Genomic DNA, 13,492 nt, shown 5'->3' with positions numbered 1-13,492 from the left:
ACACCACTCTCCAGCGGGCACGGGCTTGCACTCCCGCTAGAGTCGGCCCCCCTATGGCGCACGCAACCGACGACAAGAACTTCCGGCTTCCCCTGTCCATCCGTCCCCGGCGGTACGCGGCGACGGTGACGCTCGACATGGAGGCCAAGAGCTTCACGGGCCAGCAGACCATCGAGCTGGAGCTCGAGAAGCCCTCCAACGAAATCATCCTCCACGCCAACGCGCTGCAGCTCGGCGACGTGACCTTCCGGGGTGGCAACGGCAAGAGCCTCGCGCCCACCGCCATCCAGCCCGTGCAGGTCAGCGAGACGGTGGTGCTGCGCTTCGGCGAGCAACTGCCCGCGGGCACGGCGTCGCTGGACGTGGCGTGGACGGGCCGCTTCACCGAGGGCCTGCGGGGCCTGTACGCGGCGGGCAAGGTGGCGGCCACGCAGTTCGAGGCGGCGGACGCGCGGCGGCTCTTCCCGTGCTTCGACGAGCCGGCCTTCAAGGCGCGCTGGGCGCTCACGGTGCGGGTGCCCCCGGGGCTGACGACGCTGGCCAACGGCGCGCTGCTCGAGGACGAGGAGGACGGCAAGCTGCGCAAGCTGACCTTCGCGGAGACGGAGGTGCTCAGCTCGTACCTGGTGGCGCTGGTGTGCGGCCCGCTGGTGGGCACGCCCGAGGAGAAGGTGGAGGGCATTCCGGTGCGCACGTGGGCACTGCCGGAGAAGGCGCACCTGACGCGCTTCGGGCAGGACGCGGCGCTGGCGGCGCTGCCCCGGCTGCAGGAGTACTTCGGTCTGCCCTACGCCTTCGGCAAGGTGGACCAGGTGGGCATCCCCGACTTCGAGGCCGGCGCCATGGAGAACGCGGGCCTCATCACCTACCGGGAGATCGCCCTGCTGCTGGACCCGGCCACCGCGCCGCTCTCCGTGCAGAAGCGCGTGGCCGAGGTGGTGACGCACGAGCTGGCGCACCAGTGGTTCGGCAACTGGGTGACGATGGTGTGGTGGGACGACCTCTGGCTCAACGAGGCCTTCGCCACGTGGATGGCGTACAAGATCGTCGACGCCTGGAAGCCGGACTGGCGCGTGTGGCTGGACTTCGACACGGGCAAGGCGGCGGCGATGCACCTGGACGCACTGCGCTCCACGCACCCCGTGCGCGGCGAGGTGCGCAACGCCAACGAGGCCGGTGAGAGCTTCGACCTCATCACCTACGAGAAGGGCGGCGCGGTGCTGCGGATGATTGAGGGCTTCCTCGGCGAGGTGCCCTTCCGCGAGGGCATGCGCCAGTACATGCGCACGCACGCGCGAGGCAACGCGGTGGCGGATGACCTGTGGCGGGCGCTGGCCAAGGCCTCGTCGCAGCCGGTGCTGGAGCTGGCCAACGCGTGGATCGGCCAGGGCGGCTACCCGCTGGTGTCGGTGGCGCTGGACGGCCGCACGGTGACGCTGTCGCAGCAGCGCTACTACTCGGAGCCGGGGGTGAAGAGCGGCGAGCGCTGGCCGGTGCCCATGGTGCTGCGGTACTCGGACGCGGGCGGGGTGCGCGAGCAGCGGGTGCTGCTGAAGGACGCGCGGACGAAGGTGACGCTGGAGGGCTCGGGCGAGGTGAAGTGGCTGTGCGCCAACGCGGGCTCCACGGGCTTCTACCGGGTGCAGTACGACGCCGCGGCGCTGGAGCGGCTGTCGGCGAACATCACGACGCTGGCGCCGGCGGAGCGCATCTCGCTGCTGGCGGACCAGTGGGCGCTGGCGCGCAGCGGGCAGGCCACGGTGGCGGCCTTCCTCGAGCTGGCGAGCCGCTTCGGCAACGAGGAGGACGACGCCGTCCTGGACGATCTGGTGGGCCGGCTGGCGTACGTGGAGGGCCGGCTGGTGGAGGGCGAGGACCAGAAGCGCTTCCAGCAGTGGGTGGAGAAGCTGCTGGGGGCGGGGCTGAAGAAGCTCGGCTGGAACGCGGCGCCGGGGGAGTCGGACCGGGTGAAGCTGCGGCGCGCGGCGCTGGTGAGGGCGGTGGGCGGCGTGGCGCGCAGCGCGGAGGCGCTGGGCGAGGCGAGGCCCCGGGTGATGCGGATGCTGGACGGGGACAAGGGGGTGCTGGAGCCGAACCTGCTGGACGTGGCGGTGGCGATGGTGGCGCGCTCGGGAGACCGGGGGCTCTACGAGAAGCTGCTGGAGAAGATGCCGGGGGAGCCGGATCCGGCGACGCAGCGGCGCTACCTCATGGCGCTGACGTCCTTCGAGGATCCAGCGCTGGCGGACGAGGCGCGGAAGCTCTTCTTCACGGACAAGGTGAAGATGCAGGACGTGGCGAGCTTCGTGACGGGGCTGATGGGCAACCGGACGGGGCGCGACGCGTGGTGGGGAGAGATGCAGAAGCGCTGGCAGGACGTGCTGGGGAGGACGGGCCGGGCGCCGATGCTGTTGAGGCGGGTGGTGGAGTCGATGGGGGCCTTGCGCGAGCGCAAGCAGCTCGACGAGGTGAGCAAGCTGCTGTCGGCGAGCCCGGTGGAGGAGGCGAAGCAGGCCACGGAGCAGACGCTGGAGAAGCTGGCGCAGGACGTGGCGTTCCGGGAGCGCGCCATGCCCGAGGTGAGCACCTGGCTGAAGCGTCAGCCGTAGTCCGGCGGACCCGGGGTCCTACCGCGCCTCAACCCCTCTCCCCCCGGGAGAGGGACGGGGTGAGGGTGCCCGGGCCCCGGCTTCCTACCCCTGGAGATCCAGATCGGAAGCCGCGTCCTGCTGCTCCACGGTGTTTCCCCTGCCGCGCAGGAGCATGAGGTGGCGCACGATGGCGGCCTCGACGGCGAGCAGGCCCGGGAGGAAGAACCAGGGCCCCGGGGCGTAGACGCTCATGTTCAGCACGAGCCACATCATGAGCCAGACGGCCGCGAGGATGAGCAGGAGGGGGTGGAAGGCGGACAGGCCGCGGTGACGCACGCCGGAGCACGCGAGCAGCAACAGCGTGAACAGGGAGTGCGTCGACAGCCACATGTCTCCGCCGGACAGCGCCGGAACCTGCATGGTGCCACGCGTCCACGGGAGCAGGAGCGAGAAGGTGCACAGGACGGTGCCCGCCACCACCCAGCGGTGCAGGCGGGGACCGGAGTTCCCCTCCATTCCGTCCGCCTCTTCTCCCCCGGCCGCGAAGTAGCGCCAACCCTGGTCATATCCGAGCACCGTGCCGGCCAGCACCCACACCAGCGAGATGGGTCCCAGGCCCAGCATCAGCACGGCATACGTGCAGGTGAGCAGGGCGAAGGTCTGGGCGATGCCCGGGTGGCGCAGGTCCCTCGGAAGATTCGCGAGCGCCGGAGGAAGGGGCGGAACAGGCCGGGTGCCCGGCTCCTGGGCCTCGGGCGCGCTGATGAGGCGCCACTCGCTCACGGCGACGAGCAGGCCCCACGGCAGCACCACCATCGAGCCTGGCAACCCGATTCCCTGCACGAACGGAATCACCGAGAGCAGCAGGGCCAGCGCCACGAGCCCCAGGCCGAGCAGCGTCAGGGAGCCGCCCGGCAGGTGCGAGCGCAGGCGCGGGTCATCCAACACGTTCCGGAAGGCGGCGCCCACCTGTCCCACCACGGCGAGCACGGGGACGGACACCTTGGAGAGCACCTCCTCCAGCCGCGCGGAGAGAGGAGGCGGTGAATCCCACGAGGCGCCATCGGCGGAGTAGTCGTACTCCCCCCCGCCATACTCGCCACCGCCGTCACCGTAGGACTGGCTGCCCGGGACTTCCTGGCCACACTCGGGACAGAAGTACTGCACTTCATTGCCAAAGGGGTGGCCACAGCTGGGGCAGGAGTTCATGGGGGGGTCCGAAGCGGGGCCCCCAGTCTAGGCCAGGGGCGGCCCGCGGCGGTACAGCCCCCTCCTCGTAGGCGGCGGCGTGGACGAGGTTGTTGGAGAAGCCCCCGCCGTTATCCCACACGGGCCGTGTGGCTCTCAGTCGCGGTAGCTCACCGTGCAGCCCTTGCCGTCGAAGACGACGAACGTGCGGCGCTCGGGGCGAACCATCACCTCGCAGCTCGACGGGCGCCCGGAGGAGGTGAACTGCAACGTGTAGCGGCCCGCCTTCACGCGCCCCAGGACGCGCGGCAGCTCATCGAGCTCGTACCCGGGCACCTTCACCTGCCCCTGGATTCCAGGGGTCGCGCCAATGCGCAGGGACCCCTCGCCCGACAGCACTTCCTCGGCGGGTGCTGACGCGGGAGGAGGAGCCGCCACGTGGGCCTGCTCCCGCGAACGCTTGGACCCCCGCTTCGGGCCCGGCGGCTCCGGCCGGACCGCGGAGGCGGCCACCGCGGAAGCGGACCCCCCCTTGGCGGGCGCTGCGGGTTCCGGGGCTGGAGCAGGTTCGGCGGCGGGCGTGGACTCGGGGGCCGGAGTGGGCGCGGGTGCCTCGGCCACGGCCGTGGCCGGTGCGGGCTCGGAGGCGGGCGTGGCCACCGGAGGAGACACGGGCGCGGGCGGAGTCACCGGCGCGGACTGCTGGCGCGAGAAGACGAAGGCACCACCCGCGAGCGAGAGCGCCAATCCCACCACCACCCCCGCCACGGGCGCCCACACCTTGCGGCCCCCTGGAACGCCACGAGCCGCCGGAGCACGCGAGGCCGTCACGACCTGGGGCGCCCCGGTCCCGGTCACACCGGGCCGGGTCCGGCGTGGGCTCGACTTCGCGACGGAGACGTCCTCCCCCTCGGCGCGCACGTAACCCGTGAGCGAGCCGGGGCCCACCGGCAGGCCGGCCGCGAAGGCCACCGACTCCAGCTCCTCGCGCATGGTGCGAGCGTCGGGGTAGCGCTCCTCGGGCTTCACGCGCATGGCGCGCTCCACCACGGAGATGAAGCCGCGCGGCAGCTCCGGGCACACGCGCGAGAGCGGCTCCCACTCCCCCCGCACCAGCGCGGTGTTGCGCGAGATGAGGGTGGGATACGCATCCAGCGGGCCCACGCCCGCGGCGAGCTGGTACAGGGTCACGCCCAGCGAGAAGAGATCGCTCCGCCCGTCGAGCGACTTGCCCTTGGCCTGCTCCGGCGAGAAGTAACCCGCCTTGCCCTTGGTGGTGCCGGCGCGGGTGAGGTTGCGGTTGGTGGCCGCCTTGGCGATGCCGAAGTCGATGAGCTTGAGCGTGCCGCCGGCCGAGAGCATCAGGTTCTGCGGGGACACGTCCCGGTGCACCAGGTTGGGCCGCTCGTGCACGGCCTCGAGCGCGGAACAGGTGGCGATGCCCACCGCCAGCAGGGCCTCGTCGGTGAAGCGCTCGCCGCGCTGACGCAGCGTGCGCTCCACCTCGGTGAGCGAGACGCCGGGCACCAGCTCCATGGCCATGTAGAGCAGCCCGTCCACCTCACCCACCTCGTAGATGTGGGCGATGTGGGGGTGGCTGAGGGTGCAGGCGGTGCGCGCCTCGTCGAGGAACATCTCGCGGAAGTCCTCGGACTCGGAGTACTCGGGGCGGATGACCTTCAGCGCGACGGGGCGGAGGATGCCCCCGGTGAGGGCCTGCTCGGCACGATAGACCTCGGCCATGCCGCCCTGGGCGAGAAGGCGGATGACGCGGTAACGACCAACAGTGGTCCCAGGCTCGATGGAGGACAAGGCCCCCCGAGCCTATCACCACAGCATGTCTTGATCCTCGGTGACGCCGGGCACCCCGGACAGCCGGTGCGTCTGGCCGTTCACCCGGACGGTGCCCTCGAAGAGGCCGAGCGGCTGGGCGAAGTGGCTCACCACCACCTTGAAGTCATGATCCTCCCGGTGGACGTAGAGGGGCTGGAAGCGGAGATCCACCGCCCCGTCGCCGGTCCGGATGCGCCAGGGGCTCAGCAGCTCGCGCCGGTCGTACTCGAAGTGCGCGCGGCCGAGCGGGTAGAGCCGGGAGCCCAGCCAGAGGGCGTTCTCGTTGGTGCCGGAGCTCTCGTTGAAGCCCTCGACGAGGTTGATGCCGACCGGCGTGCCATCCGCCAGCCTGCCCGCCAGGAAGGCCCACCGCCAGGCGGTATGCCGGGCGAGGTAGCCCTGGGTGTAATCAGTGCCGCCCACGCCACCATCCAGCCGGAAGCGCTTGCCGCCGGCCTCGAGGCTGCCGAAGGCGAGCATGCCGCAGCGCTTCTGGGTGACGTTGACGAAGCCATCGCCCTCCACGGGGGCAATGACCGTGAGGGCGGGAGGGCCGCCGGCGACGAGGAGGTCGCCATTCCACTGGAAGGACTGGAGGCTGCCGGTGCGCAGCCGGCTCACGTCCACCTGGAGGTGGTAGCGCTCATCGTCCTCGCCGCGGCGCGCCGTGAGCCTGCCACCGAGGGTGCGGAACGAGGCGGTGAGCCCGGCGCCGGGCTTGTCGCCGACCTCGGCGAGGGGGCCGGGGGCGCCGAGGAAGCTCACGTCACAGAGGGGACGCTGCTCCTTGAGGTCCAGGGCGACGGCGAAGGCGTTGGCGGAGTAGCCCACGTCCACGACGGCGAAGAGGGCGAGCACCTCGGGGGTGGCGGCGAGGGTGTAGTGCCAGCGCTTGCGCTTGAGCAACCGGGCGGGAGCCGCGGCGGGAGCCCACCGGCCCTTGAGCCGGGAGAGATCCACCTCGGGCAGTTCGCCCTGGTAGGTACCAAATCGAGGTTCACCCGATGCCGTGGCCACGGAGGCGGGGGCGGGAAGGAGCTCCAATTCTCGCTCTGGTGTCATTTCATGCCCAGGGTGGGCCTTCTTCTTCACATCTGCCACCCGGTCCCAGGGTACGACGGATCACTCGCGCACAGAACGCTGTTCCGAGTGTGCGGGGGTGGACCCTTGCTGGCGTCGGGTTTTGGTAACCGCCTTACCTTCGCACCCCAATTCCCGAGCTGAACCTGGTGGCTCGCCTACCATTTGGCTCCATGCCGTCGCCTTCGCATCGAAGCTCCTGGGCCTTCATCCTCGGCGTCCTGCTCGTCGGAAGTCCCTTGCACATCGCGCACGCAGAGGATGACTTCAAGCGCTATCTCGATGCTGCCGTGCAGCTCTATGAAGAGCTCGAGTACGAGCGAGCCCTTGCCCAATTACAGCGCGCCCGCGGTGTTGCTCGTGGTGTCGCACAGGACGTCACCCTCGGGCTCCACGAGGGCATTCTCCTCGCCGAGCTGGGCCGCTGGGACGAAGCCCGTACCTCTTTTGAAACGGCGCTTCTGCTCGACAACACGGCGAAGCTTCCCCTGGCCGTCTCCCCCAAGGTGCAGCAGGAATTCGAGTCCATTCGCCAACGCATGACCGCCCGGCGAGCCAGGAAACAGCCCACTCCGAGCCCTTCAACCACACCTGCGCCTCCAGGACTCACGACGGACCGGCCCCAGCGCAGTCCCTCGCGACCGAGCCCGCTCACGCCTTCCGAGTCCGCCTCAGTGCTGACTCCCACGGTCGAGGCAACGCCACGCCGTGTGCCAGTGGTGCCGCTGGCGCTACTCGGAGCAGGAGCAGTGGCTGGAGGACTGGGAGCATATTTTGGAGTGAGCGCGAACCAGCAATACGGCGCCGCGCTTGTGGAGCCTTTCCGCGACGACGCTCTCTCGAAGTTCAACCAGGCCCAGGGCAGCGCTCGTACGGCCAACGTGCTGTTCGGTACCGCGGGGCTCGCCCTCGCTGGCGCCGTGGTGACCTGGTTCCTCATGCCGGGTGACGCGTCTCCGTCCGTGCCCACCGATGGAGGGGCAAGCCGATGAAACGCTTCCTATGGGTACTGGGGCTGCTCCTGATGCTCGGAGCCTGCATCTTGCCCGACGAGCAGGAGTTCCTGGAGGAGCGCGCACGAACATGCGGTCAGTCATTCACATGCCCCGAGGGCTCCACATGCGAGGAAGGCTTCTGCGTGAAGAAGGAGCTCGACCCCAGTGCGTGCACCCCTGCATGCGCGCCGTATCAAGCGTGCACGCTGTCGAGAATCTGCATTCCCCGGTACACGGCGCTGGTGGTGACACCTGGGGACGGAGGCGTGGTGGGGGCAGGTCCTGTGCCGGTGAGGGCAGAGTTGGTCGTGGGATTGGGATTCGCGAGCAACTTCCCCGAGACATTGAACTTTCGTGTGGCGACGAGTGATGGTGGAACAGGCGGCACGCAGACTGCGGTGTCGAAGAACGAGGGCGTTTACACCACGGAGTGGACGCCGACGGGCGAGGGGGAGTACCTCCTGACAGTGACGCACCCGGAGGCAGGAGGTCCGAGCACCACGGTGCGTTTGACGGTGGACACGACGGGGCCGACCTTCGTGGTGTTCGTGCCTCCGTCGGATGCAGGTGTGGCTGCTGGAGGGACGACTTATGGGGATCCGGTGCCGGGTTTTGCTACGGCGTGGCGCCGCGATCAGGTCGTGCCGGTGGAGATTCGAACGAACGAGCCGCACCTGGACGTTGGCACCGTGACAGTTGCATTGACGGGCACGGATGGTGGAACCACCCCCGCGGTTGCTGTCACGCCCTTGAGCGGAGTTTGTGACGCTGGCTTCTGCGGCGTGGCGCAGTTGAATCTGTGGGAGCCTTCCTTCAATGCCTTCCGCGGCACGATGTCTGTCGCAGCGCAGGGTAAGGACACAGTCGGCAATTCAGGCAGCGGCTCCGAAAATATCGATGTCACGCGTTGGAAGTGGGCGTTCGATGGGGCGGCTGGCGCCATCAGATCTGGTCCAGCCATTGGCTCTAGGGGCACCATCTACTTGGGCACCGCGAATCTGAGTGGCAAGGTTTTCGCGCTGACTCCAGCAGGCGCACTGAAGTGGGAATCGCAGGTTGGTTCGGTCGTCGGCGGGCCTGTTGTGGGGGCTTCTGATGGCGGTACTGAGTTGGTTTATGTGGGCGCCAATAGCACCAGTGACGGATACTTGTATGCTTTGCAGAGTGGGGATGGTGGAACGCTGCTGAGATGCTCCATGCCAGTAGCTGGTGCTTTCGAGGGAGCATTGGCGCTGGGAACGACGAGCACGGCCCAGTCGGAGACCGCAGTCAGTGTCTATAACGGTAATTCGGGGGCTTCTCTCATTGTTGGCATCAGGCCTGGAGCTACGTTGCCCTGCCCGGTGATTGAGAGCCCGTCTGGTGGAGAGCAAATCCCATTTCTTATCGCTGGAAGTTCTGTCCTGATGCGGGGCGACACTATCTTTTTTGCTGGATCTGCTGCGGGAGCCCCGAAGGTTACGAGCTATGTCTTTGGTGCTACGGCTCCCCGCAGTTCTTGGCCGGTGAATGCTCCGACGGTGACGCGCAGCCTGGTGTTAGTCGGGTCCGACGTCATCGCAGGGGCAGCGAGTTCTGAGACTGTTACGGGCGGGCTGTTCAAGATCCCGCAGGCCGGTGCCGCAGATGTCACGCGACTGTACCCCGCAGGTACATCATGGTCTTCGCGGGTGTACAGTCTGGCGGTGGGAAGTGCTCTGGAGACTCCAGACAACGTCTTCTTCGGCTCGGAGCCGACCGGAAGTATCAACTTCAATCGGTTCAACTTGACCAGTACTTCGTTGCAACCCGTGTCGAGCAACGCGGCCATCCGAGCCGCTCCGGTCGTGGGGGCGAATGGCAACGTCTACACCGCTACGACCAACGGCACAGTCAGGGCATTGCTCGCCGATACCCTGACTCAGCGATGGACGATCACTCCGGGCCTGGGCACGGTGGAGGCGTCGCCCACGCTCGATTGCCCGCGTGATGCCTCGGGTGCGTTGGTGGCGGGCAACCATGGCGTCCTCTACGTCCCCGCCGGAGGCAAACTGTACGCCTTCGTCGTCGACAGCCGTGGCCTGGACACCTCGGCACCGTGGCCCAAGTACCAACACGACTCGCGCAACACCGGCAACCCGGCCACCCCCATCACCGGATGTCCCTAGGCAGGGTCTATGGCGCCCCCGACATGACCTCCGTTGATGCTGAGGAACGTAGCGCGCCAGTCATCCCTCCTGGTTGGGAGGGGCACCACGCCCAGCCTGCTCGGGGAGACCCGATACGAGGGCCCGTCCGCACGGTCCCCCACCTACCCGTCCGGCCTGACCCCTCCATGACCCTTTTCTCCCAGCGCCCCCCCAGGTATGCACCGGTGCGATGAAGAACGCCGAGCCAGCCCAGCTGCCCCCGTCCACGGAGCCCCAGCCCACCTTGTCGTTGGACGAGGTGCACCAGGTCACGCGCATCCTCGGAGCCATCGCCGAGAACCGCATGCTGCTCAACGGCATCCCCGAGGCGGACCGGAAGGCCATGCTGGAGGCGGCCGGCCGCGTGTTGAACCCGGAGCGCACCACCCTCTCCCGGCTCCACAAGGCGATGCGGCGCGAGCGCAAGGAGACGAAGCGCGAGCACGACCGCAACGTCCGCGCGACCACGGAGATCCGCTCCCTGCGCCGCGCTCCCGTCTTCAACGTGCCGCAGTTGCCTCCGCCCCCGCCCTCGGAGGAGGGTCCCGAGCGCATCCTGGAGAATCCGCGCCGGTGCTACGTCTGCAAGGCCGAGTACCGCAAGCTGCACTTCTTCTACGACACCATGTGCCGCGAGTGCGGTGACTTCAACTACGCCAAGCGGACCCAGCGCGCCCCGCTGTCCGGCAAGGTCGCCCTCATCACCGGCGCGCGCGTGAAGATCGGCTACCAGGCGTCGCTGATGCTGCTGCGCTCGGGGGCGCGCGTCATCGCCACCACCCGCTTCCCCAACGACTCGGCGGAGCGCTACGCGCGCGAGCCCGACTTCGCGGACTGGTCGCACCGGCTGCACATCCACGGGCTCGACCTGCGGCACGCCCCCAGCGTCGAGCTCTTCGCCCGTCACATCGAGCAGACGCACCACCGGCTGGACATCCTCATCAACAACGCGGCGCAGACGGTGCGCCGGCCCCCCGGCTTCTACGAGCACCTGCTCGAGGGCGAGCTGCGCCGTGTCGAGCAGCTCCCCGCCGAGCTCCGTCCCCTGCTCGCCGGACACCAGGAGTGTGTCGCGGCGCTACAGCCCACCCTCGGCGCGGGTGGCTCGGACGCCTCGACGCTCATGCCCACGTGGCGCAGCGCGGACCCGGCCATCGGCATCCACTCCTCCGCCGCGCTGTCGCTGCTGCCGTACGCGCTCGAGCAGGAGGGTGACACGAGCGCCCTCTTCCCCAAGGGCCGGCTGGACGCGGACCTTCAGCAGGTGGACCTGCGGGAGATGAATTCCTGGCGGATGAAGCTCGCGGACGTGACGACGGCCGAGATGCTCGAGGTCCACCTGGTCAACGCGGTGGCGCCCTTCATCCTCTGCGGCAAGCTCAAGCCGCTGATGCTGCGTGACCGCTCGTCGCCGGGCCACATCGTGAACGTCTCCGCGATGGAGGGCAGCTTCTCGCGCGGGACGAAGACGGACAAACACCCCCACACGAACATGGCCAAGGCCGCGCTGAACATGATGACGCTGACCTCCGCGCCCGACTACGCGAAGGACAACATCTTCATGAACGCGGCGGACACCGGCTGGGTCACCGACGAGGATCCCGCGCAGCACTCCGAGCGCAAGCAGAACGAGCTCGATTTCCACCCGCCGCTGGACATCGTCGACGGCGCGGCCCGCGTGGTGGATCCCGTCATGACCGCGGAGAACACCCGCCAGTTCGTGTGGGGCAACTTCTTCAAGGACTACCGCCACCACCCGTGGTGATCACCGCTCCGCTCACCCCACCGCGATGCCACCGCCCGCGTAGAGCTGCTCGATGACTCCGGCGTACCGGGTGTTGATGCCACGCCGCTTGAGCTTCATGGTCGGCGTGAGCACGTCGGAGTCGGGCAGCCACTCGTCACCCACCAGGGCGAAGCGTTTGATCTGCTCGACACCGGAGACGCGCTGGTTCAGCGCGGCCAGTCCCTGGGAGAGCTCCTGCTGCACGGCCGGATCCTCCGCCAGCGCCCGCAGGTCGGTGGCCGGGATTCCACGCGCCTTCGCCCACCCGGGAGCCACCTCGGGGTTGAGCTGGAGCACCGCCACCAGGTACGGCCGCCGGTCTCCGATGGCCGCCGCCTGCCCCACCAGCGGCAGCGTCTTCAACATCGCCTCCAGGTTCGCTGGCGAGACGTTCTTGCCGCCCGCGGTGATGAGCAGCTCCTTCTTGCGGTCCACGATCTTCAGGTAGCCCTCGGCGTCGATCTCCCCGATGTCGCCAGTGTGCAACCAGCCATCCGCGTCGAGCGCCTCGGCGGTGCGCTCCGGATCGTTCAGATAGCCGGAGAAGATGATCCCCCCGCGGAAGACGATCTCCCCATCCTCGAGCCTGCGCATCTCCACACCGGGAATGGGACGGCCCACCGTTCCCACCTTCACGCGGTGCGGGTCCCAGGTCATGGCGCCGGTGCCCTCGCTCATGCCGAACAGCTCGGACATGGGCACACCGATGTCGCGGAAGAACTGGATGACCTCCGGCGGAATGGGAGCCGCGCCGCTGAAGGCGAACTCCAGCGCGTCCAGGCCGAGCTTGTTTCGCAACGGCGTGAACGCCGCCGCGTCCACCGCTTCCCAGGCCTGCTTCAGCTCGGCCGGAAGCGCCGCGCCGAGCGCCTTCGTGTCGCTCACCTTGCGGCCGACCGTGAGGGCCTTCTCGAAGCGCTCCGCCCGGGAGGGATCCGCGGCCACCGAGGCGCGGATGCCCGCGTGGAGCTTCTCCCAGACGCGCGGGGGCCCGAACATGAACGTGGGCCGTACGCTCGCCAGGTAGGTGGAGAGCTGCGCGATGTCCGGACAACAGGTGGCCTCGCTGCCCCAAGCGGTGTGCAGGTAGTGCGTGACGATGCGCTCGGCGATGTGCGCCATGGGCAGGAACGAGACGACGCGCTTGCCCGCGCCGTCACGGCCCAGATAGTGGAACAGCGAATCGAGCTCGGCGGAGATGTTCCGGTGCGTGAGCATCACGCCCTTGGGCTGGCCGGTGGTGCCCGAGGTGTAGATGAGCGTGGCCAGGTCCTCCGGCTGGACCGCCAGGGCCTCTTGCTCGAAGTCGAGCGGCGGGGCCGAGAGCAGCTCGGACAGCTCTCGTACGCCCTGGGGCGCCGTCCCCGTACCGCCCACCCGGAGCACATGGCGCAGCCGGGGCAGCGACGCGCGGGCCTCCAGCACTCGCGAGAGGAAGGGGCCGTCCTCGACCACCGCCAGCACCGCGTCACAGTGCCCCGCGAGGTAGGTGATCTGCTCGGGAGAGGAGGAGTTGTAGATGGACACCGGGGTGGCGCCCGCGAGCAGCGCGCCCACGTCGGCGATGTGGAACTCGGGGCGGTTGCGCATCAGCAGGATGATGCGGTCCCCGCGCTTCACGCCGAGCTCGCGCAGGCCCGCGGCGATCCGGGCGGCCTTGTCCGCGTACTCACGCCAGGACCATGAGCCGAAGCCCTCGCCGTCGCGCCAGCGCAAGGCGGTGGCATCGGGCTGGCGCCGGACCGTGTCGAGAAGCGCGACGGGGACGGTGCGAACGGACGTCTCGGAAGAAGCAGGGCTCGGTAGGTTCATGGCGGCTCCCAGGTCGAGGGCGAGGCGGAAAGTCTCGCA

At 68.9% G+C, this 13,492-nt stretch carries 8 protein-coding genes; 4 read left to right on the top strand and 4 right to left on the bottom strand.

Annotated features, from left to right (window positions below; genetic code table 11):
* Nucleotides 1–53 precede the first annotated feature (53 nt).
* Entirely contained in the window at nucleotides 54–2,609 is a 2,556-nt protein-coding gene (locus tag Q664_RS46925) for a M1 family metallopeptidase (protein WP_043412462.1), read from the top strand.
* 84 nt (nucleotides 2,610–2,693) lie between these two features.
* Here the strand turns inward: Q664_RS46925 and Q664_RS46920 are convergent, their stop codons facing one another.
* The 3 genes from Q664_RS46920 to Q664_RS46910 all read right to left on the bottom strand — a co-directional run bounded on the left by Q664_RS46920 (nucleotide 2,694) and on the right by Q664_RS46910 (nucleotide 6,674).
* Entirely contained in the window at nucleotides 2,694–3,800 is a 1,107-nt protein-coding gene (locus Q664_RS46920; RefSeq protein WP_043412460.1) for a hypothetical protein, read from the bottom strand.
* A 135-nt stretch (nucleotides 3,801–3,935) separates the two neighbouring features.
* Nucleotides 3,936–5,591: a serine/threonine-protein kinase gene (locus Q664_RS46915; protein ID WP_075207705.1), complete on the bottom strand. Its 1,656-nt coding sequence runs from the start codon at nucleotides 5,589–5,591 to the stop codon at nucleotides 3,936–3,938.
* Nucleotides 5,592–5,606: 15 nt separating this feature from the next.
* On the bottom strand, nucleotides 5,607–6,674 hold the full coding sequence (locus tag Q664_RS46910) for a DUF2804 domain-containing protein (RefSeq protein ID WP_043412455.1): 1,068 nt from the start codon (nucleotides 6,672–6,674) through the stop codon (nucleotides 5,607–5,609).
* Nucleotides 6,675–6,865: 191 nt separating this feature from the next.
* Here Q664_RS46910 and Q664_RS58605 point away from each other — a divergent pair, with 191 nt between their 5' ends.
* From Q664_RS58605 to Q664_RS46895, 3 genes are all read left to right on the top strand, one after another.
* Nucleotides 6,866–7,684: a tetratricopeptide repeat protein gene (locus tag Q664_RS58605; RefSeq protein ID WP_063934885.1), complete on the top strand. Its 819-nt coding sequence runs from the start codon at nucleotides 6,866–6,868 to the stop codon at nucleotides 7,682–7,684.
* On the top strand, nucleotides 7,681–9,834 hold the full coding sequence (locus Q664_RS58600) for a PQQ-binding-like beta-propeller repeat protein (RefSeq protein WP_075207704.1): 2,154 nt from the start codon (nucleotides 7,681–7,683) through the stop codon (nucleotides 9,832–9,834). The genes Q664_RS58605 and Q664_RS58600 overlap by 4 nt, the downstream gene beginning before the upstream one ends.
* 211 nt (nucleotides 9,835–10,045) lie before the next feature.
* Nucleotides 10,046–11,620, top strand: a complete 1,575-nt coding sequence (locus tag Q664_RS46895) for an SDR family NAD(P)-dependent oxidoreductase (protein ID WP_043412449.1) — start codon at nucleotides 10,046–10,048, stop codon at nucleotides 11,618–11,620.
* A 12-nt stretch (nucleotides 11,621–11,632) separates the two neighbouring features.
* Here the strand turns inward: Q664_RS46895 and Q664_RS46890 are convergent, their stop codons facing one another.
* Nucleotides 11,633–13,453 carry an AMP-dependent synthetase/ligase gene (locus Q664_RS46890; RefSeq protein ID WP_043412667.1) on the bottom strand — a complete coding sequence of 607 codons (1,821 nt, stop codon included), beginning with the start codon at nucleotides 13,451–13,453 and terminating at the stop codon, nucleotides 11,633–11,635.
* Nucleotides 13,454–13,492: the final 39 nt, after the last annotated feature.

This window comes from Archangium violaceum Cb vi76 (assembly GCF_000733295.1).
Classification (GTDB): Bacteria; Myxococcota; Myxococcia; order Myxococcales; family Myxococcaceae; genus Archangium; species Archangium violaceum.
This window is presented reverse-complemented; position numbering and strand designations above follow the sequence as displayed.

What these genes read in the sequence shown, in the direction of transcription:
- Q664_RS46895 (WP_043412449.1), top strand. Translation starts at nt 10,046, where the DNA reads ATGAAGAACGCCGAGCCAGCCCAGCTGCCCCCGTCCACGGAGCCCCAG.
- Q664_RS46890 (WP_043412667.1), bottom strand. Translation starts at nt 13,453, where the DNA reads ATGAACCTACCGAGCCCTGCTTCTTCCGAGACGTCCGTTCGCACCGTC.
- Q664_RS46910 (WP_043412455.1), bottom strand. Translation starts at nt 6,674, where the DNA reads ATGACACCAGAGCGAGAATTGGAGCTCCTTCCCGCCCCCGCCTCCGTG.
- Q664_RS58600 (WP_075207704.1), top strand. Translation starts at nt 7,681, where the DNA reads ATGAAACGCTTCCTATGGGTACTGGGGCTGCTCCTGATGCTCGGAGCC.
- Q664_RS46925 (WP_043412462.1), top strand. Translation starts at nt 54, where the DNA reads ATGGCGCACGCAACCGACGACAAGAACTTCCGGCTTCCCCTGTCCATC.
- Q664_RS58605 (WP_063934885.1), top strand. Translation starts at nt 6,866, where the DNA reads ATGCCGTCGCCTTCGCATCGAAGCTCCTGGGCCTTCATCCTCGGCGTC.
- Q664_RS46920 (WP_043412460.1), bottom strand. Translation starts at nt 3,800, where the DNA reads ATGAACTCCTGCCCCAGCTGTGGCCACCCCTTTGGCAATGAAGTGCAG.